This window comes from Sphingomonas sp. IW22 (assembly GCF_041321155.1).
GTDB lineage: Bacteria > Pseudomonadota > Alphaproteobacteria > Sphingomonadales > Sphingomonadaceae > Sphingomonas.
In genome coordinates, this window is record NZ_JBGGWB010000003.1 from 101,448 (window position 1) to 122,246 (window position 20,799).

21 protein-coding genes and 1 pseudogene are annotated in these 20,799 nt (G+C 62.5%); 9 read left to right on the forward strand and 13 right to left on the reverse strand.

From position 1 onward, the window contains the following. Positions 1-45: 45 nt before the first annotated feature. Both ACAX61_RS13990 and ACAX61_RS13995 read right to left on the reverse strand, forming a co-directional pair. Entirely contained in the window at positions 46-333 is a 288-nt protein-coding gene (locus ACAX61_RS13990) for a glycosyltransferase family 9 protein (protein WP_370715463.1), read from the reverse strand. Continuing rightward, entirely contained in the window at positions 330-1,655 is a 1,326-nt protein-coding gene (locus ACAX61_RS13995; protein WP_370715464.1) for a tetratricopeptide repeat protein, read from the reverse strand. Before ACAX61_RS13995 ends, ACAX61_RS13990 begins: the two co-directional genes overlap by 4 nt. On the opposite strand from ACAX61_RS13995, the gene hldE reads away from it, so the two are divergent. Beyond that, complete coding sequence (hldE, locus tag ACAX61_RS14000) at positions 1,580-3,010, forward strand: bifunctional D-glycero-beta-D-manno-heptose-7-phosphate kinase/D-glycero-beta-D-manno-heptose 1-phosphate adenylyltransferase HldE (RefSeq protein WP_370715465.1); 1,431 nt, start codon at positions 1,580-1,582, stop codon at positions 3,008-3,010. The two genes, ACAX61_RS13995 and hldE, sit on opposite strands and share 76 nt — an antisense overlap. A gap of 359 nt (positions 3,011-3,369) precedes the next feature. Here hldE and ACAX61_RS14005 read toward each other — a convergent pair whose 3' ends face one another. Beyond that, entirely contained in the window at positions 3,370-5,304 is a 1,935-nt protein-coding gene (locus ACAX61_RS14005) for a hybrid sensor histidine kinase/response regulator (RefSeq protein ID WP_370715466.1), read from the reverse strand. A 113-nt stretch (positions 5,305-5,417) separates the two neighbouring features. Beyond that, positions 5,418-6,041, reverse strand: coding sequence for a LuxR C-terminal-related transcriptional regulator (locus ACAX61_RS14010; protein ID WP_370715467.1), 624 nt, complete (start codon positions 6,039-6,041; stop codon positions 5,418-5,420). A 326-nt stretch (positions 6,042-6,367) separates the two neighbouring features. Between ACAX61_RS14010 and ACAX61_RS14015 the strand changes: the two genes are divergently transcribed. Next, the gene (locus ACAX61_RS14015; protein ID WP_370715468.1) at positions 6,368-6,670 is read left to right on the forward strand and encodes a site-specific integrase; all 303 of its coding nucleotides are present in this window, start codon (positions 6,368-6,370) and stop codon (positions 6,668-6,670) included. A gap of 123 nt (positions 6,671-6,793) precedes the next feature. Here the strand turns inward: ACAX61_RS14015 and ACAX61_RS14020 are convergent, their stop codons facing one another. Then, the gene (locus ACAX61_RS14020) at positions 6,794-7,486 is read right to left on the reverse strand and encodes an anti-sigma factor family protein (RefSeq protein ID WP_370715469.1); all 693 of its coding nucleotides are present in this window, start codon (positions 7,484-7,486) and stop codon (positions 6,794-6,796) included. Continuing rightward, positions 7,483-7,965: an RNA polymerase sigma factor gene (locus ACAX61_RS14025; protein ID WP_370715470.1), complete on the reverse strand. Its 483-nt coding sequence runs from the start codon at positions 7,963-7,965 to the stop codon at positions 7,483-7,485. Before ACAX61_RS14025 ends, ACAX61_RS14020 begins: the two co-directional genes overlap by 4 nt. Before the next feature lie 93 nt (positions 7,966-8,058). Between ACAX61_RS14025 and ACAX61_RS14030 the strand changes: the two genes are divergently transcribed. Then, complete coding sequence (locus tag ACAX61_RS14030) at positions 8,059-9,282, forward strand: S8 family serine peptidase (RefSeq protein ID WP_370715471.1); 1,224 nt, start codon at positions 8,059-8,061, stop codon at positions 9,280-9,282. An 83-nt stretch (positions 9,283-9,365) separates the two neighbouring features. Beyond that, positions 9,366-10,283: a hypothetical protein gene (locus ACAX61_RS14035; RefSeq protein ID WP_370715472.1), complete on the forward strand. Its 918-nt coding sequence runs from the start codon at positions 9,366-9,368 to the stop codon at positions 10,281-10,283. 237 nt (positions 10,284-10,520) lie between these two features. Here ACAX61_RS14035 and ACAX61_RS14040 read toward each other — a convergent pair whose 3' ends face one another. Continuing rightward, positions 10,521-11,063, reverse strand: coding sequence for a hypothetical protein (locus ACAX61_RS14040; protein WP_370715473.1), 543 nt, complete (start codon positions 11,061-11,063; stop codon positions 10,521-10,523). 143 nt (positions 11,064-11,206) lie between these two features. On the opposite strand from ACAX61_RS14040, the gene ACAX61_RS14045 reads away from it, so the two are divergent. Next, positions 11,207-11,791 carry a winged helix-turn-helix domain-containing protein gene (locus tag ACAX61_RS14045; RefSeq protein ID WP_370715474.1) on the forward strand — a complete coding sequence of 195 codons (585 nt, stop codon included), beginning with the start codon at positions 11,207-11,209 and terminating at the stop codon, positions 11,789-11,791. A gap of 581 nt (positions 11,792-12,372) precedes the next feature. Here the strand turns inward: ACAX61_RS14045 and ACAX61_RS14050 are convergent. The 3 genes and pseudogenes from ACAX61_RS14050 to ACAX61_RS14060 form a co-directional block, all read right to left on the reverse strand. Continuing rightward, entirely contained in the window at positions 12,373-12,789 is a 417-nt protein-coding gene (locus ACAX61_RS14050) for a response regulator (protein ID WP_370715475.1), read from the reverse strand. A 123-nt stretch (positions 12,790-12,912) separates the two neighbouring features. Continuing rightward, positions 12,913-13,890 (reverse strand): histidine kinase dimerization/phosphoacceptor domain -containing protein, encoded by a 978-nt coding sequence (locus tag ACAX61_RS14055; RefSeq protein ID WP_370715476.1) that lies wholly within the window; start codon positions 13,888-13,890, stop codon positions 12,913-12,915. Between the two features lie 144 nt (positions 13,891-14,034). Next, positions 14,035-14,547, reverse strand: a pseudogene (locus ACAX61_RS14060) (IS6 family transposase); the annotation flags it as partial. Between the two features lie 52 nt (positions 14,548-14,599). Between ACAX61_RS14060 and ACAX61_RS14065 the strand changes: the two are divergent. The 4 genes from ACAX61_RS14065 (at position 14,600) to ACAX61_RS14080 (ending at position 17,883) form a co-directional block, all read left to right on the forward strand. Beyond that, the gene (locus ACAX61_RS14065; RefSeq protein WP_370715602.1) at positions 14,600-14,872 is read left to right on the forward strand and encodes a hypothetical protein; all 273 of its coding nucleotides are present in this window, start codon (positions 14,600-14,602) and stop codon (positions 14,870-14,872) included. A 212-nt stretch (positions 14,873-15,084) separates the two neighbouring features. Next, positions 15,085-15,345 carry a hypothetical protein gene (locus ACAX61_RS14070; RefSeq protein WP_370715477.1) on the forward strand — a complete coding sequence of 87 codons (261 nt, stop codon included), beginning with the start codon at positions 15,085-15,087 and terminating at the stop codon, positions 15,343-15,345. A 31-nt stretch (positions 15,346-15,376) separates the two neighbouring features. Continuing rightward, positions 15,377-15,691, forward strand: a complete 315-nt coding sequence (locus ACAX61_RS14075) for a hypothetical protein (protein WP_370715478.1) — start codon at positions 15,377-15,379, stop codon at positions 15,689-15,691. A 392-nt stretch (positions 15,692-16,083) separates the two neighbouring features. Continuing rightward, complete coding sequence (locus ACAX61_RS14080) at positions 16,084-17,883, forward strand: sensor domain-containing diguanylate cyclase (protein ID WP_370715479.1); 1,800 nt, start codon at positions 16,084-16,086, stop codon at positions 17,881-17,883. Between the two features lie 387 nt (positions 17,884-18,270). Here the strand turns inward: ACAX61_RS14080 and ACAX61_RS14085 are convergent, their stop codons facing one another. The 3 genes from ACAX61_RS14085 to ACAX61_RS14095 all read right to left on the reverse strand — a co-directional run bounded on the left by ACAX61_RS14085 (position 18,271) and on the right by ACAX61_RS14095 (position 20,787). Continuing rightward, positions 18,271-18,765 (reverse strand): GNAT family N-acetyltransferase, encoded by a 495-nt coding sequence (locus ACAX61_RS14085; RefSeq protein ID WP_370715480.1) that lies wholly within the window; start codon positions 18,763-18,765, stop codon positions 18,271-18,273. 9 nt (positions 18,766-18,774) lie between these two features. Then, complete coding sequence (locus ACAX61_RS14090; protein ID WP_370715598.1) at positions 18,775-19,770, reverse strand: alpha/beta hydrolase-fold protein; 996 nt, start codon at positions 19,768-19,770, stop codon at positions 18,775-18,777. A 129-nt stretch (positions 19,771-19,899) separates the two neighbouring features. Further along, a complete protein-coding gene (locus tag ACAX61_RS14095) occupies positions 19,900-20,787 on the reverse strand; it encodes a ComEC/Rec2 family competence protein (RefSeq protein ID WP_370715481.1) in 888 nt (295 codons plus the stop codon). Positions 20,788-20,799: the final 12 nt, after the last annotated feature.

The window sequence follows — 20,799 nt, forward strand, 5'->3', positions numbered from 1 at the left end:
CCGGCTAACGCGCGGCACGGCGTACCGCAACCGGCCGATTCGCGCCTACGCCATGGTCGTGAGCAACGCTGCGGCGGCCCGCACGGGCGTGTCCCATTCTCCCGGCGCGGGGCTGCGAAGCAGGCGGGTGTGCGGGTACCAGGGCGTGGCATACGGGTCGAGCATCCAGCGCCAGTCGCCGAGCCACGGCAGGATTAGTAGTACGGGCTTGCCCATCGCGCCAGCGACATGAGCGACGGACGAATCGCAACAAATCACAAGGTCGAGGTTCGCGATCATGCCCGCCGTGTCGCGAAAACTGGTGTGATCGGGCGCCATTTCCGTCCGCGTCATGACGCCGAGCTTGGCAGCCGCATCGCGCTCAACGGCAGGTTCGGGTTGCAGGCTGTAGAGGCGCACGCGCGGGACCGCGGCGAGCGGAGCCAGCGCTTGAGGGGGAATGGCCCGTTCCGGTCCGCGCGCCTGCCAATGGAGGCCAACGCGAAAGCCGTCGCGCGGGATGCGATCGGCCCACCAGCGCGCAACGTCCGGCTCCGCGCGGAGATAGGGAACGCCGCCCGGAATGGTCGAAATCGTCGTGCCAGCCGATCGGGAACACTCATGAGCGAGGTGTGGCAATCGAAATCCGGCAGCGGATCGCCATCGGTCATCAGGTGGTCGATACCCGCCACCCCGGCAAGCAGCGCCACAAGCTCAGGCTGGCACAGGAAGATTGTGCGCGCACCCCGTGCCTTGAGCACCGCCAAATAGCGGACGAACTGGATTGTGTCGCCAAGGCCCTGCTCGAAATAGATGAGGATCGTGCGACCGGCGATGGCTTCGCCGCGCCATTCCGGTATGCCGGGAAAGCTGCGGTTCGAGCCCCAGATCGCTTGTTCGCGGCGAGCTTCATAATGTCGAAATCCCGACACCAGCTTGCCCTGCAGAAGTTCGCTGACGCCCAGATTCTTGCGATAGGCGGGTACGGTATCGTCCATGATCGTTGCGCGGCGGTACAGACGCTCGGCATCGGCGGGGCGGCGCTGTGCCATGAACGCGGCGCCCAGATTGTTGAGCGTCGTTGCGGCGGCGGGATCTTGCACGATCGCGCGTCTGAGCGGTGCTTCCGCTTGCCAGGGCGCTTCGGCGCGCAGCAGCGCGAGGCCCAGCGCCTCGTCAAGACCGGGGTGGCGCGGAGCGATCTTCTCAAGCTGGAGGAGGTGCGCCAGCGCTGCCGGATAATCCCCGAGTTCGTTGAGTGCGCCCGCCAGGCAGAACAACGTATCGGGCTGATCGGGGATGCGGTCCAAAATGGTCCGCAGCATACCGACCGCTTCTGTCCTGCGGCCCAGATGTCGGAGTACCAAGGCCAGGTTGAAACGCGCCGCAACATGGTTCGCGTCGTGCTCCGTCGCTTCTTGAAAGCATTCGAGTGCCAGATCGTGTCGTCCGGCGCCGCCGTGTGCAAGACCCTGGGAAAAGGCGCGGGCGGCTCTGTCCCGCTGTTCTGTCAACGCTTGCACCTTTTCCTTGCCGCCGCCTCTATCTAGACGGCGAATTTCGCGGGGCCAAGCCGACGCCGAAACAGGGAGCGCAATGAATGACGACCGCGTTCGAATCGATGTCGGAAGCGGCCGCGCCCGAACTGGGGCGGCGGGCGCTGCGCTCTGGCGCACACATCCTGATCGTCGGCGACGCCATGCTCGACCGATATCATGAGGGCGCAACCGACCGTATCTCGCCCGAGGCGCCCGTGCCGGTGCTTCGCGTGTCGCAGACATATGACCGGCCGGGCGGCAGCGCCAATGTGGCCCTTAATATCGCAATGCTGGGGATGCGCGTGACGCTGCTGGCAAATGTCGGCGACGATCCCGAAAGCCATGCGTTGCAGTCTATGCTCGAACAGGCGGGAGTCACGTGCCGGTTCCGCCGTGCGCCTGCGTCGCGGACCATCGTGAAGATACGCGCCATCAGCATGCATCAGCAGGTGATGCGTATCGATTTCGAAAATGGCTTCGACGCGACGGATCGTGACGGGCTGCTCGCAGACTACCGTGCGCTGTTGGGCGACGCCCAACTGGTCGTATTCTCCGACTATGCAAAGGGCACTTTGAGCGGTGTGGCCGAATTGATCGACGCCGCACGACAGGCGGGCGTGCCAACGGTGGTCGATCCCAAAGGCGCCGATTTCGAACGCTATCGCGGCGCGACCGTCCTGACACCGAACGAAGCCGAGTTCCGGGCGGCATCGGACGGCTCGACCGAATTTGAATCGGCCGCCGCGGCGCTTCGTGCCCGGTTGGAGATCGACAACCTGCTGGTGACACGCGGCGACAAGGGGATGGTGCTGTTTCGCGAAAGTGCGGCGCCGATGACCCTTCCGGCCGAAGCGCGCGACGTATTCGACGTGACCGGCGCGGGCGACACGGTGGTGGCGACCCTCGCCAGCGCGCTGACATCGGGCTGGCCGATGGAAGATGCGGTCGCGCTTGCCAATTGCGCGGCGGGCATTGTGGTCGGCCGCCGTGGCACTGCATCGGTTACCGCATCTGAACTGGCGCAGGTCGAACTGGGCGTCGATAATGCGGCGGCGGTGCTGCGCGACGTAAAGGTCTCGCGGATGCGGGGCGAGCGGATCGTGATGACCAATGGCTGCTTCGATATCCTGCATGCGGGGCATGTCCATTATCTGGCGCAGGCGCGGGCACGCGGGGACCGATTGCTGGTCGCGGTCAATTCTGACCGATCGGTTTCGCGACTGAAAGGGGCGGGGCGGCCATATAACAGTCTGGCCCAACGGCTTGAGGTGCTGGGCGCGCTGAAATGGGTCGACTGGCTGATGGTCTTCGGCGACGACGAAGCGCCGGGCGAAGAAGATCTGCCCTTGCGGCTTATCAGGGCGGTGCGCCCCGACGTGTTGGTCAAGGGCGCCGATTACACGGTGGAGACGATTGTGGGCGCCGTCGATAACCATCCGACGCGGCGAGTGACGTCGCCTAGTGGGGAGCGTCCTAGCGGCAGCTTCTGTTAGGAGCAGACGTTCGCGGTGGCGGATCTGAACGACTGGGTGTGGGCGTTAATTGCCACTCGCCTGGTCGCTCGGGCAGTGTTCGCTTCTACATCCGCCTTTACCGGAAGCGGTCAGTCTGCCGTCGGCCCATGAGCTGACGGACTGCTGCTGGAAACCAGCCGGTCAGCAAAGCGCCTTAATGTCAGTCATAGCGGATCGCCTGACGATCGCATTAAAGCGGACATGCTTGCTGATAGGTCTCAAAGGCTGGGTCTGGGGACTTAGCTGCCAGTCCGGTACTAGGCAGCAGTTCGGCGATAGCTGCCGTGCCGCGCCGAGAACCTCGATGTTACTTCAACAAGCGAGAAGAGCCGATTGCTTCAAGTCGGTTCCGCGTCTGGTCGCGATGACGGGGACGCATTGACCAACTGCTTGATGCCAGCGGCTAGAGTTTCAAGCTTGTACGGCTTGCGCAGTATCGGAAACTTGCGCTCGTTGATGGGTATGAACTGCTTGCTGCTGTAGCCGCTGGCGAGCAGGATGGGCAGCTCGCTTCGCGACTCCTTTATCTGGGTGGCCAATTCGAGCCCGCTCATGCCAGGCATAACGATGTCGGAGAATATGAGATGGACTTCATATTCTCCGATCAGGCGCAGCGCTTCGTGCCCCTCGGACGCCTCGACCACCTCACAGCCGAGATCCTCGAGCAGTTGGCGCGCGAAGTATCGGACATGCTCGCTGTCTTCCACGAGCAGAACTCTAAGCCCCTTGGGGAGCACGGCGTCACCGGCCGACGCTTGCTCGTTCTGGCGCTGCTTCTCCGTTCGGGGCAGCCATAGCTCGACCAGCGTGCCTTTGCCCACTTCGGACTCGATGCGGGCTGATCCGCCCGACTGCACCGCGTAGCCGTGAATCTGCGAGAGGCCGAGGCCAGTGCCTTTGCCGGTCGGCTTGGTGGTGAAGAACGGCTCGAAGACGCGCTCCAGGGTCTCGGCCGGGATGCCTTCGCCGGTGTCCTGGATCGACAGCAGAACGCCGTCACCCTGTTCCCGCGTGGCATTCGCGGTCGAGATGGTGATCCGGCCACCATCCGGCATGGCATCGCGGGCGTTCAGGACCGCGTTCAGCAATGCCGCTTCGAGCCCCGTTGGATCGATCTCGACTGGCCACAGCGCCGGGGCAAGATCAAGCTGCAGATCGTAGACGCTGCCGAGCGTGCGCTGAAGCATTTCTCCCATGGCATCCAGCCGGACGCTGAGATCCATGACCTCAGGCTCAAGCGGCTGGCGGCGAGCGAAGGCGAGCAACTGCGATGTCAAACTGGTCGCCCGCTCAGCCGTCTCCAGCATGACGCTCAAATAGCGGTTACGCTTTTCCAGGGGCAGGTCCGGCTGGTTCAGCAAGAAGTCCGCTGAGCCGCGCATCACCGTCATCAGATTGTTGAAGTCGTGTGCGATGCCACCGGCAAGCTCGCCCAAGGCCTGCAGCTTCTGCGATTGAAGCAGTGCCTCTTGGGTATGGCGTAGTTCCTGCTCTGCCTGCTTCTTCTCGCTTACGTCGCGCGTGATCTTCGCAAAGCCGACATGCTCGCCCGCTTCATTGTAGATAGGGTCGATCACCACGTGAGCCCAGAACGGCGAGCCGTCTTTCCGAACCCGTTGAGCCTCTGCTTCGAACTTCCCATCCCGCAAGGCTGTCTTCAAAGCAATGTCCGGAGCTCCGCGACCACGGTCCTCTTCAGTGTAGAAGAGGGAGAAGTGCTGCCCCAGCACCTCTCGTTCCTCGTACCCCTTGATCGCTTGTGCGCCGGAGTTCCAACTGGTGATCCTGCCATGCGGATCGAGCATGTAGATAGCGTGATCCCGCACGCCCTCGACCAGCATCTTGAGCTGAAGCGCGCTATCATAGGTAGCCTGCTCGAGGCGCCGCTTCTCGGTTATGTCCCGAGTGATCTTGGCGAAGCCCATAAGTGACCCATTCTCGTCATGAATGGCATCTACGATGACATGCGCGAGGAACCTCTCTCCATCTTTGCGAAGCCGCCATCCCTCCATCTCGAACCGCTTCTGCTCCGCAGCCGTCTTCAGGATGCGGGCGGGCAGGCCGCTCCGCTGATCGTCCGGCAGGAAGAACTTGGAGAAGTGTTGGCCAATGATCTCGTCAGCCTCGTATCCCTTGAAGCGGCGTGCGCCAGCGTTCCAAGTGATGACGCGCCCCTCAGGGTCCAGCATGTAAAGCGCGTAATCCGTCACAGCGTCCACCAGCAGCTGGAACGTCTCGGCTGGAGGCTGTTTGTTGGTGTCAGCTGTGCTCAACGCTTGATCCTGTGCTAGCCCCCCGGCTCACAATATGGACTAAAGTCCATACTGGGCCGGAACGTTTGCGCAACAGGATTCGCGTTCTGTGCCGAGAAGGGCAGTGCGTCGAACTAGAACCCCGCCTCGATCGCCAGCCGCATCGCTTCAGCCGCACTGGATACGCCCAGCCGCTTGAACAGCGCGCTTCGGTGCATCTTGATGGTCTTCTCGGTGAGGCCCAGCTGATCGCCGATCTGACGGTTGCGCATGCCTCGTGCCATCAGGCGCAGAACGGTCTGCTGCTGCTTTGTAAGCTGATCAATCCTAGCCGCAGCTGACATACGGAGATCGTGGCTCTGGCCTTCAGCGACCTCCATCTGGCTGCCAACAAAATAGGCTAGATCCCCTTCTTCGTTGAAGACAGGAGCGATCATGACGGCGTTCAGGAATTTGCTGCCGTCCTTTCGGTAATTGACAAGCTCGATCACGATGGGGGTCGCTGTGGCGACTGCTTGAGCAAGAGCCGCGGAGTGCATCCGCTCGGTCTCCGGCCCCGCCAGAATGCGGCAGTTGCGACCGACCAGCTCCTTTTCGAAATAGCCGGTAAGGAGCTCGAACTGCCGGTTAGCCGCGATGATCGGATTGTCGTGAACCGTGGGATTTGTGACGATCGATGCGATTGGCGAGAGCCGGATGGACCGGATGAGCTCCCGTTCGTCGCTGTTACGCCTGTCCAAACTGCTCTCGGTAAACATCCCCGCGCTCATATGGCAAGATGGCCAGAGACCGCAAACCTGATCCAGGTACCCGTAACACCGCGCCGCGTGTTGAGCTCGGATGCCGTAGCGTTGCAGGAGTCCGCTTCTCGCCGGCGTTCAGCCCGAGGTTGTCCGCTTTTCGGAAGCGGGGCGGACAGTCGAACGACGGGCAATGGTTGGAAGCTGCAACCATCAGCCGGAACCGAGATGAAGGACATTCGCGCAAGTATCTCCATGGCCAATCAAGGCCGTGGAGAAGAACGAGGGGACATTCACAATTCGACCCTGCTATGGAGAACTGCCCTGCATGGAACGCGGGAAAGATGGTCGGTGCCAAACGACCGCTCACGCAGAAGCAGATTTGGGCGGTGCGGTTTTACCTCGATCGCGAAGCACGGATCCGCGATCGGGCGCTTTTCGACCTCGCGCTCGATAGCAAGCTGCGACGCGCTGAATGTGGGACCCACTCACTTCGACGAACCAAGGCGGCAATGATCTATCGAGCAACCGGCAACATCAGGGCCATCCGAATCCTGCTTGGACACACCACGATCGAAAACACCGTCAGGTACCTCGGCGTGGACATCGAGGACGGGCTCATACTTGCGGAGAGAACGGAGATTTGATCCGGGCGGCCATCAGCCTTGTCGATGGGCCGCCTTGCCGGCCGGTCGGCAAGGCGCGCCAGAGCTGCCACTTCACAGCAGCACTGCTTCGCCTGAAAGCTGCCGTGATGAAAGTTCCCTGCGCTATCGAGACCGCTCGCCAATGACAGCTGCCTCGGCGGCGGCATGAAGCGGCTCGCCTGCCATCATCGCCTGCGCATCGGCCATCAGTTCGGCGGCGGGTGAACCGGCCTGCCGATATTCGGCCCCCCGCGCGGCCATCCCGCCATAGAGCCGCTCGACCTGCCAATCCTTGCCTGACGCACAGGCGATGCCGCCAGTCGCGCCGCGCTCGAAACTGCGACAAAGGCGCTGAGCCTTGTCCCGGAAGGTAACGCCGATACGGACGGTGGTGGCGTCAGTCTGCGTCGAGGCGAGTTGCGTGTCGAGAGCACGGGCGATGTCACCGCGGGCGAGCGTGCGGCCGTTCTCGATCGCGAGATCGCTGCGGGGCATGACCAGCGGCGCGGCGAACAGCCCGGCAATCAGGCTGGCCGCGACCGCGCCGATCCAGAAGGGGCGCTCGTTGCGCGGGGAGCGTCGGGTGAGCGGCACGACCTTTGATGACTCGCGCAGCAGTGTCTCTACGTTCGCCGGCACTGGCGCGCGTTCGACGGAGGCAAAGGCGTCGCGCAACGAAGCGGCGAGTACGCGATGACGTTCAACCTGCTCTGCCAGCGCAGGATCGGCAGCGATGGCCTGCTCGACGCGTCTTGCTTCGATCGGGTCGAGCTGGCCATCGGCATGGGCCATCAGCGTTTCGGGATCGATCGTCATGCCGCTTCTCCCAGCCGCGCCATCAGCGCCTCGCGCCCGCGCACCAGCCGCGAGGTGAGCGTGCCTATCGGAATGTCGAGGATTTCGGCGGCTTCCTTGTACGCGAACCCCTCGATCACGACGAGCGCAACCGCCTCGCGCTGTTCGGGGGGTAGCCGACGCAGCGCGGCGCCGACCTTGCCGAGTTCGACCACCGATTCCTGATTGCCGTCCGCACCAATGAGGTCGCCGGCGTCGGGCGCCACGAAGGTCTCGCCGCGGCGGGTTTCAGCGCGGACGGTGTCGATCCACAGATTGCGCATTAGGCGGTACATCCAGCTGTCCAGTCGCGTGCCCGGTTCCCATTGCTCGCGCCGCTGCAGCGCCCGCTCAACCGAGGCCTGCAGCAGATCGTCCGCATCCGCGCCATTGCGCGCCAGCGCATGGGCGAAGCGGCGCAACCGCGGCAGGTGGTCGAGCAGTTGCTCCTCGAAGTGCAACCGGTGTTTCCTTCAGGTTCGTGGATGAAACGGACGCGGCAACTCGTTTCATCCAGCATGACGCAGAATTTTTCCAAGTCTAGGATGGCGGGCATGAAGTGGACCGGGCTGATCGCGCTGGCATTGTGCCTGATGGGGCCGGCGCAAGCGCAATTGCTGCCGCAGTTGCCGCGCGTCGGCGGGGTGGTCGATCGCGTGAACGGTGTGTTGCCCAAGGTCAGCGAAAGGCTGGGCGATGCGCAATCGCTGGTGCGCGCGCAGACCGATCGCGTGCGCGATCTGGTGCGGCGACACCCCGACCGCGTGGCGATCGATCCCGAAGGTAACGCCGTGCGCGCAAACGAACTGATCGTGCTCGACGCCGACGAGACGGTGACGCAGGCGGCGACGGCACGCGGCTTTCGCCTCATCGAGCGAATCGAATTGGACGAGCTGGGCGTCGGCTATGCCCGCTTCGCGACGCCGCGCGGCATGGGGCTGGCGCGTGCGCTCAAGCAATTGCGCGCGGTCGCGAACGGGCGCGAGGTCAGCGCCGATCCGCTTTACTTCGCGAGCGGTGGGGTGGGCGCGCCGGCCACCGGCAGCGCGATTCAGGCCGGCGGCGCGAAGGGGCGGATCGGGATCGTCGATGGCGCGGTGCCGCCGGGCACGCCTGGTCTCGCGCGTCAGCAGAGCTTTGCACAGGGCGGTCCGCGTCCGAACGATCATGCCGCAGCGATCGCCTCGCTGCTGACCGGCGGCGGCGGGGTTCGGGCGAGTGCACCCGGCGCGCGGCTCCATGTCGCGGACGTCTATGGCGGCGATCCGGCCGGCGGCAATGCGGCCGCGATCGGACAGGCGCTGGCGTGGATGACGCGCGAGCGCGTGCCGGTGGTGGTGGTCAGCCTCGCCGGACCGCGCAACCCGCTGCTCGGCCGCATCGTCGCGGCGGCGCGGCGGCTGGGCACGGTGATTGTCGCCGCGGTCGGCAATGACGGCCCGGCGGCGAAACCGGCTTATCCGGCCAGCTATCCCGAGGCAATCGCGGTGACTGGCGTCGATGCGCGCGGGCGGGTGTTGATCGAGGCCGGGCGCGCCGCGAAGCTTGACTATGCCGCGCCGGGCGCGGACTTGCTCGGGCTGGGCTTGGACGGCAAAGCGCGTAAGCTGCGCGGCACCTCGTTCGCCGCGCCTTTCGTCGCCGCGCGGTTTTCGGCGCAGTTGGGCGAGGACATTGCCGGCGCGCTGGCGGGGCTCGATCGGGAGGCGAAAGGGCGCGGAAAGCGCGGGCTGGGGCGCGGCGTGCTGTGCGGCGACTGCGCCACGCGGCCGCGCTGAATTTTTTTGGATTAAAGGCGAAACGGCATCCGTTCCCCTTCCGAAGCGCCATGCGACATGGCGTCCGATCAGGAGGAACGACCATGAAGACCTTGTTTCTCGCCGCTGTCGCGGCAACCGCACTGACGATCGCCGCTCCCGCCTCGGCGCAGTTGCTGGGCGGTGGCGGGCTGGGCGGCTCGCTCGGGGGCAGCCTAGGCGGTCAACTCGGCGGCACGCTGGGTGGCGGGCGGCTTGGCGGCTCACTTGACCGCACCCTTGAGCGTACCCGCGAACCGATCACCAGCACCACGCGTACCGCCAAGTCGGCGCGCGGCTCGGCCGACGTCGAGAAGAGCGCCGATCGCCGCAGCGGCCGCGTCGCGGCTGGCGGCAGCGCCGATGGCGGGATCGCCGGCGCGATCGACAACAGCACCAGCGCGCTGGGCCGCGGCGTCGGCGGGGCGGGCAGCGGCAGCGCGTCGGGCCGAGCCTCCGGCAGCGCCTCGGCCGACCTGATCGGCACCGACGGCCTGCGCAGCACCGTGCAGGGCGCGCGCGAGCGGGCGACCGGCGCGGTCGGCCGCGTGCGTGACACCAGCGGCGCGGTGCGCGATCGTGCGACCGACACGGCGGGTCAGGCCGTGGGGCGCGCGCAAGGCGCTGCGGGCGGGCTGGGTGGTACGCTCGACGCTGCGGGTTCGGGCAGCGGGTCGGCCGGTAATGGCAGCGCGTCGGGATCCGCCGCGGGCGCGGGAGAGGGCATGCTCTCGCTGGGCGGCAGCTCAACGCCCGCGCTCGACCCCGGCACTCGGGTCGAAGATGCGCGCGGTCGCCTCGTCGGCCGCCTCGAGCAGGTCAACCGCAATGCCCGTGGTCGGATCGAATCGCTCGCGGTCCGGGTCGGCGACCGCATCGCCATGCTGCCGGCAAGCAACTTCAGCGCCGACGGTAACGTGCTTGTCTCGGCAATGGGCAAGGGTGCGTTGAAGAACGCCGCCAAGGAACAGGAACAGGACTGATCGCAAGTCTCTCCCTGGCACATAGCTGGGGAGAGGCCGAACCGCTCAAGCTACCGTCCGCTGAGCGCCCCAAGAATAGACACTCGGCTACGTACACGCTCATTCTGAAAGCCGCCGTTTGCTAATCTCGCCGGAGAAGTTAGGGGGAAAGCGGACAGGCAGCATTTGCGACCGAAACTGATACCGGCGCCGACCCGCGGAGCTTGGCTGCTCCACAGGCGGTGAACCGATCGCGGCTCAGCGATGCAGTGTAGACTTGCGGAACAGCCAAGCGGAAAGCAGCCAGGCGCTGGCCCAGATGGTCGAGAATATCCAGGAAAAGTGCCCCTGCACTTGAAGGACTGTTGCCACTGCTATCTGTGCGACAGCGGCCACAAGCATCGCGGCTGTCATACCGCAGGGTCGGAACCTCGCACCCGCTGCGCCGGCAAGGGCAAGAAGCGGAACCAAGTCGAACAAAAGGTTTATGTCGTCACTTTCGTTGCCTACGATGCCTACCGCAGCATTAGCCCAGAGCAGGAGCAGGCCCGCAGCCAAGGCAATCGCTACACCACCGCGATAGGTCCAGCTGCCATTTGCGCGAACGGTCATCTCGAACGCCAGGCCGACGCCGCCAAGCATCACGATGGCGAATGCGAAGTCCGCCATCGTCCAGTTGACCTCGCTCGTGAACTGCATAGCCACAGCCGGTAGGATGGTTAGCAGCACAATCGTGCCCCAGCCCACTATCCGTCCTGGTACCAACCGTGCCTTCCAACGTTGATCAATTGCCTTACGCATAATCTTGCCTCCGCATTGCAGGAGCGCCATCGATGGTCGATCGCGTGATGAGCGGCATGAGAAGGATATAAGAAATCTCTGAAAAGAGCACTGACGCGCGACTGTTTGGGCCATTCCGTCTGGACTGTGGTGATCGCAGGCTGTTGCGGGGGTCCGAACCGATCGATCTGCCTGCCCGCTACATGGATGTGCTGATCCTGCTCGTGCAAGGAGACGGGGCGCTCGTTACCGAGGACCGCGTCATGCATGAGGTTTGGCGGGGCGTGCCGGTTACCGACGAAGCTTTAACACAGGCGATCCGCGCATTGCGAAAGGCACTGGGTGGCAGCGCCCTTGCTCCGAATTTTATCGAAACCATGCGGAAGCACGGCTACCGCTTCATTGCGCCGCTTGATTTGCCAGCATCGGACCGGCAGCCAGAACCGACGCCGATATTCATCCGCGACAGCATCATTCGCCAGACGTCAGTCGCCATTGCCGGTGCGTTGCTAGCAGGCGCCTTAGTAGGCTTGGTTTACGGATTTGCTGGAGCTGCTCACTTCAGCCGCGACGGAACGGTGTCGCTGTTGCTGGTGATCGTCCTAGTGTCAGCCGTTTCAGGCGGAGCGGCGGGAGTCGGCATCGCGGTTGGAATTGCTTGTCATACAAAGTCCTTATGCACGGTCGGCATTGGCAAGTGCCTGGCGCGGCATTGGGCGGACTCACACTCGGCGCGGTCGCCAACATGATTGGGAAAGATACCCTTCGCCTGCTGTTCGGTCAGGCGGTCGGCCCGTTTGCCGCCGCGCTGGAAGGTTTTGTCGTGGGCGCCGAAACAGGTCTGGCATGCGGCTTGGCACATCAGCGGATCATATATTCCGCCGGCCTAGCGGCTCTGCTAGGGGCTACCACCGGTCTGATCATTGTCCTGTTCGGCGGACGGATGATGGCCGCCAGCCTTCAGACGCTCGTCGCCGCTTTCCCGTCCTCACAGTTCCGATTCGATGGACTGGACAAGCGCTGGGGGAGCGGGGGTTCCGCGCTAGCAGCCGAATGCCCACCGCTGCGTTTGAAGGCGCGGTGTTCGTCGTGGCGATGGCCCAGGCCATAAGTCACTCCTTCGGCATCGGCAGCTCTCGGCAAGCTCCGGATCAGCACTGAACGCCTGCAATGTGGGCGCTAGCTACCGAGGCACTGTCGCGGTGTCCTGACTTCCGAACGTTGCATATGTCGCCACTTTTGCAACCTTGGCATGGTTGAAGGCGGTTGTTGGTGGTCAGGTAGCTCTTGGGCAGAAATGGTCGAGAGCTGCGCTCAACGGCGGGACCAGTCAATTGTAGAGCGTCAGCGCTGGTGGCACCTCAATTCGCTCACCGCCTTTTGCAATCTGATAACTCACTAAGACCGCCGAATTGAGGCCGGCGGTATGGAATGGCTTGCTGATGCAGCCGACTACAAGCGGGCTGACCGCATCTGGTGGGCAGTTGCCGCTCAAGTAAACGACAGGGATGCCCTGCTGCGCCAGCCCGTCCGCTGCATCGATGCCGCTGTCGCCATTTGCCAATCGCACGTCGCAAAGAGCTAGGTCGACCGGGCACGATCGTGAAATATCGAGAGCTGACGTCACGGTATCGGCAATGCCCACGACGGTATGGCCGTACGAGAGCAGGGCGTCCTTAACCGTCATCGCGATCAGCGCCTCGTCCTCTACAATCAGCAGGTTGAGCTTCGGAGTGCTATCAGACATTTGGCGTCGCCTGCATTCGGATGATTAATACGTTAGATTTTGGCTCGGCCACGGCCCGCAACTGTCGAAGCAACGCTTGCGGAAAACGTCCCGAAAGCACCTGCGACGGGGATCGCAAGCCGGTCAACTCAACCGCCGTCCACGTCGCGCATGTCCTCGAACGACTTCGACGGTGGCCGGTTCGTTCGCTGCCGAGCTTTCCGCGAGCGCTGTATGGACGAGTAGTGCCAACGCCACCCCCTGCTCAATCGGTAGATTTACATCCCGCGCGCCTGTCACCGTTAGCTTTTGATCCGTCGCGGCCTCGCCGACGGCGCCAAGTAGATCGAAGATGTTGACGATGCTGAAGTCTTCCGATGCGTAGATCGGCCGATGGGCGGACGCGATTACCTCAATGCGCTCGACGGCTCTGTTTAGCGCGTTCAAGAAAGCTTCGCCCCTTGCTGACGCTGCTTCAAGACGGACGACGCTTACCGCAAGCTGCAGAGCATTACGCACGCGGTGGTTTAGCTCGGAAAGGAGTCTATTCCTTTGCTCAAACCCGGTCCGCAACTTCTGTTCGACCATGAAGCGGTACTTAGCCAACTCTACGAAATGGCAAAGCGTATGGAGGAACCGCAGTTCATCATCGGTGAAGCGGTCGGCCCACCGTCGTCCGAAACCAAGCGTCCCGATTAAGGTGTCCCCGTGTAGGAGCGGAGTGCACGCGTACGCGTCTAGCCCAACCTGCCGAACGAACGCGACCAGCGGATCATCGGACTTTTGTACGCCCGTTACATGGAAGCGCTGCCGATCCCGGGCGGCGCAACCACACACAGCCTGACCCAGCTCGAGCTCGGCCCCGGCGACCGCCTCTTCGGGAGTGAGGCCACCATGGGCTTCGAGCAACAGGCGATTCTCTTCCAGACGATAGTTGAAGAACACGTCCAGCCGCAGTTCTGTCTGGATTAGCGCGAAGAGCTCATCGACCATCCGAGCGGGATCGTCCGCCGCAAGAAGCCGCTCTGCCGCCTCCGCTACCAAGGCTAGACGCCGCTGCGGTAGGTCAGGATCTAAGACCGGCCCGCCCTTTGGGATATTAACCTGTTGCTCAAGCGCCATATCCCTCCTTTGAACCATCGGCACGCGATCAGCAATGAGACGCGCTATGCCGTCCGACGGCTTTCCCCAATCGCCTGCGTGGTGCTGTCAGTCTAACGCGAACCGCCCTCCACACGATGCAGGAGGGGCAGGTAGGGCGGAGGTTTAGCTTGCGAGGAGCTGCCACTCCGCCCATGCGGCGGAGTGTCGATCCTTGTAAGTCTGGCGGTCAACAAGGTGGCGTTCGAGGTTGAAGTGGTTGTGGACGTTGGCGTGAACGCCGGCGAACCTTTGCAGCGTCTTCATCTGCCTGAATCGCAGCATCGCTCGCTCTCGTCGTCGGAAGGGAAGGTGGCTGTTCTCCACTCTGTTGTTGGCCCGGCGACCTGTCTCATGCTTTTGCCGATTCCCGAGCTCGTCCATTGCTGCGCGGTACGAACGAAGCCTATCGGTAGTGATCGCCTCGGGAGCGCCATGGCGCTTTAACGGCCGCTTCACGAAGGTGAGCGCGGCCTTCTTGTCGCGAGTGCGGGTGATGTAGCTCTCCAGCACCTCGCCTTCATGATTCACTGCTCGCCACGGGTAGGCCATCTCGCCGCTAAGTTTCACATACATCTCTTCCAGGTGCCAACGCCAATGCCGAAAGGGGGTGTCGGCCGCGTGACGCTGGACGCGAAGCCCCCGCCAGTTATCGTGGTGTTTGAGGGAAACAGCATGAGGAGGGCAGAGCATGGGACAGCCGAGAACCATCGACGACCTTGCGGCGCAGGTCGCGGCGCAGCGGGTTCTGTTAACCCAGCTGACGGCAGCGATCTTCGGAAGCTTTGGGAATACCAAAGCCGATTTCGCGGATTTTGCCCAGCTGGCGCGCGAATCGGTCGGTTTTGTCTCGAAAAATCTCTCGCCGACGACCAGCCAGCCGGAGTCCGTGCTGATAAAGGCGATGGTCATACGCCATCTGGACCAGCTGCTGGAACAGAGCAGCCTTGGCCTTAACGACTGAATATAGCCGCCGATCACGGCATCTTCATTCCCGCCAGACCGGACGGCGCGAAAAGCAGCCGAGAGCGTTGATACGCCTTACACTATCGCCCGGGCAAAGGCGGTCGTAATTTCCGGTCTCGCGGCCGATGGCAATAGGAAGAAGGGCAGTTCGATGATTTAGCCGCGCTATAACTATCCCAGGGGTAACATTGGTCCGAGAGGAAACTGAGCATGAGGCAGTCCGTCGAAGTACAGCTTAGGTATCTGGATGAATCACCTACCCGACGCGAACTTCGCGAGATTGTGTTCGTGCTGCAAGAAATGATGATGTGCCAGATCAACCTGCGGGCAACCCTGATCGCTGGAGATCCCAACAGCCCCCTCCTAACTGGTGCGGAGGCGGCGCTTGAGGCATCGCACACGCTTCAGGCAATTGTTCGACGCATGATGAACGCGGGTGTCGAAGATGACGGCCCGCCCACGATGCAATGACGCGATGTCCACGGGAGTCACCAATCTGCCTATGAAGGCTAGTGTAATGAGAAAATCGCCTCAGGAGAGACTGAAATATCTGGAGGCGCCACCAACACGCGCCGAGTTGAGGGAGATTGTTTTCCTGCTTCACGATGTTGTCAGCGTCCAACTGAACATGCGAACCTTGTTGATTGGCGGGAATGCGAAAAGTCCTTTCGTCACAGACGCGGATGTGCTGCTAGAGGCGTCTAATAAGTTGCAGTCGATGGCCCGCCGTCTGCTGAACGGTGGTGAAGACCTGATGGCGGATGATATGGCGCCGATAGTAAAGGATGTTGGTTCGGGTGGGAGCGGGCCGTCTTAAGCAACGGCTTGTAGATGCTGATGGAAGCGAATCTTTAATTTGCTCGCTGGCGCGGGGCCGGCGTTCGATTCGTGCTCGGCGCTGGTCCAGTCAGACAGTCGGGCAGGCTGATGTGAGAACCTGATGGTCCTCGCATTGTCGGGCAGGCTGGCCCTGCGATTTTTTGGCGAACCTTTCTGTATCTCGGCCTGCCGTCCTTTGCGCGGTGGTGCATTCGGGCTGTTTCTTCGCGAACTCATCAAGTGGAGCCGCTGGATCGACGACGGTGGTATGATTCGGAGGCTGCTCTGCGGGTGGGATCGTCGCGGATACCCCAGAAATTTTCTGGTGATTTGCGCCGAGCCGGGCGCGTTGACGCCAGCCTTTTAACAGTTGCGGCATAAGCTAGCGGGATGTTCGAGTCTTTCCCTGGCTTTCCGCGGCGAGCGATTGCGCCACTCGTCACGGGCGTCGTTTATTATTTCGCAGCGGTTATTGCCCTTTCGTTGGCCGGGGGCCCCGATGAAATTGGGATGATCTGGCCGCCCAGCGGCATCTTGTTTGCGGCGATGCTTGCGTCCGGCAAAGGTAACGCGCAGTATCATCTGGCCACTGCCGGGTTGGCGAGCCTGATTGCCAATTTGCAGGCCGATAACACGGCGTATGTGTCCGTTGCGTTCACTGTCGCAAACCTGGTGGAATCGGCATTCGGCGCGTGGCTGTTGCGGTCACGGTTCAGGTCGCGCGTCTCGTTCAACGACCCCAAAGCGCTGATCTATTTCTGTGTTGCAGCGACGGCCTCGACGGCGGTTGGCGCAACGACCGCGGCGTTGCTTGCGCCTGCAACAGCGCTGTCGTTCTGGTTGAACTGGTTCTCAACCGATCTTCTGGGCGTGCTAATTGTTACCCCCATGATTCTGATCATCGGACGCGAGCTGTATCGCAGCCCGATCAGAACTGCACTGCGGTCTATTCCCAAGGCATTACTAGTTTTTGCAACGGTCGCGCTTGCAGGTTTGCTAGCCTTTTTCCAAGACAGCTATCCGCTGCTTTCGCTACCAATGCTGGCAGTGCTGTTCGCGTCATTGGCGCTTGGCCCGTTAGGCGCGGCGGTTGGCGTATTGATCGTCGCGTCGATCAGCACGGTGGCGCTGGTGTTTGGTCAAGGACCGATCGTGACTGTCTATGCCGAGTCACTGGTGCGTAGTTTGTTTCTTCAGCTTTATCTGCTGGTCCTGTTTGCTGGCGCCCTGCCGGTTGCTGCGCTGCTCGCGGCCCGAAAACAGCTGCTTGAACGGCTGGCACAGGAAATGCGTCTGCTGCAGTTGGCCGAGAGTGCCGCTCAGGTGGGCCACTGGCGACTAGAGATCGCGACGAATACGCTGACATGGTCCGACGAGGTTTATCGAATTCATGGCCTTACGAGGTTTCAACCGGCAACTGTGGAAAGTGCGCTTGCCGCGTATCATCCTGAAGACGTTGGAGTCGTTACGGCGCACCTGAACCAGTCGATTGCGGAAGGGCGGGAGTTTGAGTTCACTGCGCGTATTATCCGTCCTGACGGCGAGGTTCGGCACGTCTTTTCGAAGGGAGAGATCGACCGAGGGGATGGTGATCATTCGGCAGGTTTGTTCGGGATAATCCGGGATATCACGGCGCAAGTCGTTCATGAGAGCGCGCTGACGGACGCCCGCGCCAAAGCCGAAAATGCTGCACGTGAAGCGACCATCTTGGCGGAGACCGATCAACTTACCGGTATCTCAAACCGCCGAAAGACAACGTTCGTCCTGGACGAGGAAGTGCGAAAATTCGAGGCTTCGGGAAAACCGTTATCGGTTGTCAGTTTTGACATTGATCACTTCAAGCGGGTCAACGACAGCCACGGCCATCATATAGGCGACGAGGTGATCGTTCGGGTGGCGGCGAGGGCAGCATCGGAATTGCGCAGGGGCGATCTTATCGGCCGAATGGGTGGCGAAGAGTTCCTGATCCTGCTGCCCGAGGCGACGTCCCAAGCTGCACTTGCGATCGCCGAGCGCGTTCGGCTCGCAATCGAGAGCGAAATGGTCGAACCGCGGGTGACGATAAGCGCCGGTGTCGGCGTTTTGCAACCGGGGGAGGCCGCTGATGCCGTTTTGAGACGGGCGGACAGGGCGCTTTACGTTGCGAAGGAGGCGGGGCGAAACGCGGTCAAGCTGGCTGAGCCGTCGTAGAGCAAGTCGTTTAACTTCTCATCGGTTTACGCTGTGTTCCGGCCGGGGTCATGGGGCTTTTGAATGGAGCTGTTACCCGTCGCTGCCGTCCGAGGAGGGACCGCAAAGAGCAGGCGTTTGCCTTTATCTGTGGGTTCATCGTCGCGCAGGGCTATCGCCCGAGGATGCTCGACATTGCGGTCGGGTTGCAGGTCTGCAAAACGTGCGCGGCAGCTGGCTTGCCGGTCGTCTGTCGACAGCCTTAGACATGGTGGTCGACGCTCGACTGCTTACGGCCCAATAGTCGCCGCTCTCGTCCGGATCCATAATTTCGAAAGCTGCCGTAGGTTCATGTTCACCGATTTAGGCGTCATTACCACCTTTAGCGTCATACCTACCCCGGACGCGCTAGCCGACGATCTGCTTGCGGAAGTAAACCCGATCAAACCCATTTTCTTTCCGTCGCTCGGTTTCCTCGAAGCCGAGACGTGAATAAAGCGCGATATTCTCCACCATTTTCTCGTTGGTGTAGAGAGTTAGGGCTCCGAACCCACGCTTTCTTGCTGTCTCTTCCGCAAAGCTCATCAGTAAACGACCGAAACCACGCCCCTGTGCAGCCGGATCGACCACCAGATCGTTGAGTTCGAGCGCGTCCCCTTTAGCCGTCAGGCGAACCGAACCGCTCAGTTTGCCGCCAGCGCGTAGGACATACACGCCTCCGCGTGCGATCAGCGCAAGCATGTCAGCTTGCATCGGGGCTGGCTCGCGGCCGATACGAGGGACATAGAGCGCGTAAGCTGAGCGGATCAGAGCGCGAATTGCTGGCGCATCAGCAACCGTGGCGGCCTCAATCTGAGAGAATCTTTCCAAAAAGAACCCCTTTTCACTGATCCGTTGCTGCATGCGGCGCCATCAACGAGGCGCACCCCACGTCTGGCCGGGTCTGGCCACCGCATAGATCGCGCGCGACATCTCACGCCACAACGCGTCGCGGTCGCCGTTCTTCGCGTAAAGCATAGACATGCTGTGCGTGGCGCCCGGCACGTAGCGGAAGTCGGCACGACCGCCGACGTTGCGAAACGCGGCATCGAGCCGACGCACGGGGCCATCCAGATAGTAGGAATCAGCGGTTCCAACCACGACATGAACCTTGCCGTTGAGGTGCCCGCCCAGCCGCGGCCAGTCGGCTTCGATCCGATGCGCGATATCGTAGCGCTCACGCCAATAGGCTGCGACGGCGGGATCGACTGTGCCGGTCTCCCGGTCGAACAGGCGTGCGGGCTCGCCATCGGGTTTGCGGGGTGAAAAGACCCATTCAAACGAGCGAAACTGGCCGCCGTTGTGACCGAGAACGCGCTCCAGCCGGACGGCTTCCTTGATTGTTCCGACCACGTTGTCGTGATCGCGTTCGAGCGGGCGCGGCGTGCCGCCGGCGGTATGGTACATGTTGGCGACAGGCGCGTAGAGATCCACGCCCAGGAAGTCGTGGAAGTCGACCGGGTCAGGCGCCGTTGCCCAACTGCCCCCGAAGAGTTGCGGGTAGCGGACGATGGTCCAAAGTGCGAACCAGCCGCCCGAGCTGTGCCCTGTCAGAAAGCGCCCGGACGGTTTGGCGTCCATCCTGTATTTGGCCTCAAGGGCGGGGATCACTTCGCTGACCAGCGCCTCGCCCCACGGGCCGTTATTTACGCTGTCGGCGAACTCTGTCGTGCCGGTCGCGGACGAGTGATCAAGGGCGACCCAGATCATCGGCGGCATGGCACCTGTTTCCATCAGGTGCCACATGCGCGAAAGCTGTTGTCCGGTCAGCTTGTGCCCAGCGCCGAACGCACCGGCTGTGTAGACGGCGGGATAGGTCGTGCGCGACCTGGGATCATAGCCCGGCGGCGTCAGCACCCAAGCAGCCACGGCCTGGCTCTCGCGGCGAAAGCGCGTCAGCAATCTGGAATGGGACGCTCGTGGTCCGCTTCGCCCGGCAGTCGGCGGACCCGATACGCTCGCTTACCGCGCCGCTGATCCTGGGCGCTCGGTATCGTTCTAGCCAAACGAGCGAAGACTTGCGAGAAGGTCGGGCAGCTCCGGTGCCCTGTCCTCCCGCGTGCCCGACACTAAGAACCTGCCATCTGTCCCGACATCGATCGTGATGCTGCCATCCCGTCGAGTGGTCATGACCTTGCGGAGCGGCTGCCCCAGCAAACCTCCGGGCCTGCTGAAGTCGGGTATGCCCCGCGTGCGAGCGGCATACCAGTTCCGCGTTTCCTGGGTACCATACTGCTTACGGCCATCGGAGAAGATGACGAGCTCGGGATGGCAGATCTCGAAGATCTCTTCGCAGCAGCCGTTCTCGCGACCATGGTGGGACGCGACGTACACCGTGGTGGTCGCCAGCTTCGCACGGAAGGCAGGATTCTTCAGGAGTTGACGCCAACCGGCTCGCTCCAGATCGCCACCGAACACGATGGTGAACGGACCGAAGCGTACAAATGCGGCCAGGCTGAGGTTGTTCGTGTCGGCGAAGTCGACGCCATAGCGGTTCCAGAATACGTGCCAGGCGACGCCGCCCAGGTCATGGGACCAGTCGCCGAGGAACCCGGTACCTAAACGCTCGAGGATGCCGGCCGCGGCGGCGACGCCGGCACGCATGCCGCATTCCGCTTTCATCGACCTGAGCGCCCGCCAGTCGATCGTGGGGTTGGTTACCAGTCCGCCGATCGGGCAGTCGCGCCATAGATGAGGCAGATCCTCGCAGTGATCCTCATCGAGGTTCATCAGCATCAGGGTGGCGATGCGTTCGCCCCTGTAGGCGATGGACGGATACCATGGCCTATCGCTGCACAGCCCGCAGTCCAGCATCAGGCGGTGCCCGGCTGGGCCGGTGATCACCGTGCACCCGCCGTGATCGACGTCGTGGATGTCGATCCTCATCGACCGCGCTTT

Coding starts and splice junctions, on each gene's coding strand:
- ACAX61_RS13990 (WP_370715463.1), bottom strand. CDS start 333: ATGACGCGGACGGAAATGGCGCCCGATCACACCAGTTTTCGCGACACG.
- hldE (WP_370715465.1), top strand. CDS start 1,580: ATGACGACCGCGTTCGAATCGATGTCGGAAGCGGCCGCGCCCGAACTG.
- ACAX61_RS14010 (WP_370715467.1), bottom strand. CDS start 6,041: ATGTTTACCGAGAGCAGTTTGGACAGGCGTAACAGCGACGAACGGGAG.
- ACAX61_RS14015 (WP_370715468.1), top strand. CDS start 6,368: ATGGTCGGTGCCAAACGACCGCTCACGCAGAAGCAGATTTGGGCGGTG.
- ACAX61_RS14020 (WP_370715469.1), bottom strand. CDS start 7,486: ATGACGATCGATCCCGAAACGCTGATGGCCCATGCCGATGGCCAGCTC.
- ACAX61_RS14030 (WP_370715471.1), top strand. CDS start 8,059: ATGAAGTGGACCGGGCTGATCGCGCTGGCATTGTGCCTGATGGGGCCG.
- ACAX61_RS14035 (WP_370715472.1), top strand. CDS start 9,366: ATGAAGACCTTGTTTCTCGCCGCTGTCGCGGCAACCGCACTGACGATC.
- ACAX61_RS14040 (WP_370715473.1), bottom strand. CDS start 11,063: ATGCGTAAGGCAATTGATCAACGTTGGAAGGCACGGTTGGTACCAGGA.
- ACAX61_RS14050 (WP_370715475.1), bottom strand. CDS start 12,789: ATGTCTGATAGCACTCCGAAGCTCAACCTGCTGATTGTAGAGGACGAG.
- ACAX61_RS14055 (WP_370715476.1), bottom strand. CDS start 13,890: ATGGCGCTTGAGCAACAGGTTAATATCCCAAAGGGCGGGCCGGTCTTA.
- ACAX61_RS14065 (WP_370715602.1), top strand. CDS start 14,600: ATGGGACAGCCGAGAACCATCGACGACCTTGCGGCGCAGGTCGCGGCG.
- ACAX61_RS14070 (WP_370715477.1), top strand. CDS start 15,085: ATGAGGCAGTCCGTCGAAGTACAGCTTAGGTATCTGGATGAATCACCT.
- ACAX61_RS14075 (WP_370715478.1), top strand. CDS start 15,377: ATGAAGGCTAGTGTAATGAGAAAATCGCCTCAGGAGAGACTGAAATAT.
- ACAX61_RS14080 (WP_370715479.1), top strand. CDS start 16,084: ATGTTCGAGTCTTTCCCTGGCTTTCCGCGGCGAGCGATTGCGCCACTC.
- ACAX61_RS14085 (WP_370715480.1), bottom strand. CDS start 18,765: ATGCAGCAACGGATCAGTGAAAAGGGGTTCTTTTTGGAAAGATTCTCT.
- ACAX61_RS14095 (WP_370715481.1), bottom strand. CDS start 20,787: ATGAGGATCGACATCCACGACGTCGATCACGGCGGGTGCACGGTGATC.